This window comes from Enterobacter cloacae complex sp. OE43NF (genome assembly GCF_023544405.1).
GTDB lineage: Bacteria > Pseudomonadota > Gammaproteobacteria > Enterobacterales > Enterobacteriaceae > Enterobacter > Enterobacter cloacae.
On the sequence record NZ_JAMJFW010000138.1, the window covers coordinates 1 to 1,228 of the forward strand.

Annotated in this window: 1 protein-coding gene; it reads left to right on the forward strand. The window is 50.3% G+C overall.

The genetic code is table 11. The annotated features are described in order from the left end of the window. The first annotated feature begins 63 nt into the window (after positions 1-63). A protein-coding gene (locus tag M8370_RS23360) for an IS3 family transposase (RefSeq protein ID WP_110292990.1) occupies positions 64-1,211 on the forward strand; the annotation gives its coding sequence in 2 pieces (ribosomal slippage) (positions 64-301 and positions 301-1,211; 1,149 coding nt in all). Positions 1,212-1,228: the final 17 nt, after the last annotated feature.

A 1,228-nucleotide genomic window follows, 5' to 3' on the forward strand; every position in this document is an offset into this window, starting at 1 on the left:
TGAATCGCCACGGGTTTAACAGACACCTCAGAGTCATTTAAGATGGCTTAAAGAGAGGTGCCCATGAGCGGTAAGCGTTATCCCGAAGAGTTTAAAACTGAAGCAGTCAAACAGGTTGTTGATCGCGGTTATTCTGTTGCCAGCGTTGCAACACGTCTCGATATCACCACCCACAGCCTTTATACCTGGATAAAGAAGTACGGTCCGGATTCTTCCGCTAATAAAGAACAGTCAGATGCTCAGGCCGAGATCCGCCGTCTCCAGAAAGAGCTGAAACGGGTTACCGACGAACGGGACATATTAAAAAAAGCCGCGGCGTACTTCGCAAAGCTGTCCGACTGAGGTACGCCTTTATCCGTGACAACTCCTGTTGCTGGCCTGTTCGCCTGCTCTGTCGGGTGCTGGATGTTCATCCCAGTGGTTTTTACGCCTGGCTTCAGCAGCCGCATTCACAACGCCATCAGGCAGACCTGAGACTGACAGGACAGATTAAACAGTTCTGGCTGGAATCGGGATGCGTCTATGGTTATCGCAAAATCCATCTGGATCTGCGTGACAGCGGGCAACAGTGCGGAGTAAACAGAGTCTGGAGACTGATGAAACGTGTCGGAATAAAGGCTCAGGTCGGATACCGAAGCCCGCGGGCACGTAAAGGCGAGGCCAGTATCGTGTCACCCAACAGGCTCCAGCGACAGTTCAATCCGGATGCTCCTGATGAGCGTTGGGTAACGGACATAACCTACATCAGGACCCACGAAGGCTGGCTGTATCTTGCCGTTGTTGTTGATCTGTTCTCACGCAAAATTATCGGCTGGTCCATGCAATCCCGGATGACAAAGGACATTGTCCTGAACGCACTGCTGATGGCTGTATGGCGGCGTAATCCCGAAAAACAGGTGCTGGTTCATTCGGATCAGGGCAGTCAGTACACAAGCCATGAGTGGCAGTCGTTCCTGAAATCACACGGCCTGGAAGGTAGCATGAGCCGTCGCGGTAACTGCCATGATAATGCGGTTGCAGAAAGTTTTTTCCAGTTGTTGAAACGTGAACGGATAAAGAAAAAGATCTACGGAACGCGGGAAGAAGCCCGCAGTGATATTTTTGATTACATCGAAATGTTTTATAACAGTAAGCGTCGGCATGGTTCTAGCGAACAGATGTCACCGACAGAATATGAAAACCAGTATTATCAACGGCTCGGAAGTGTCTAGATTATCCGTGGCGATTC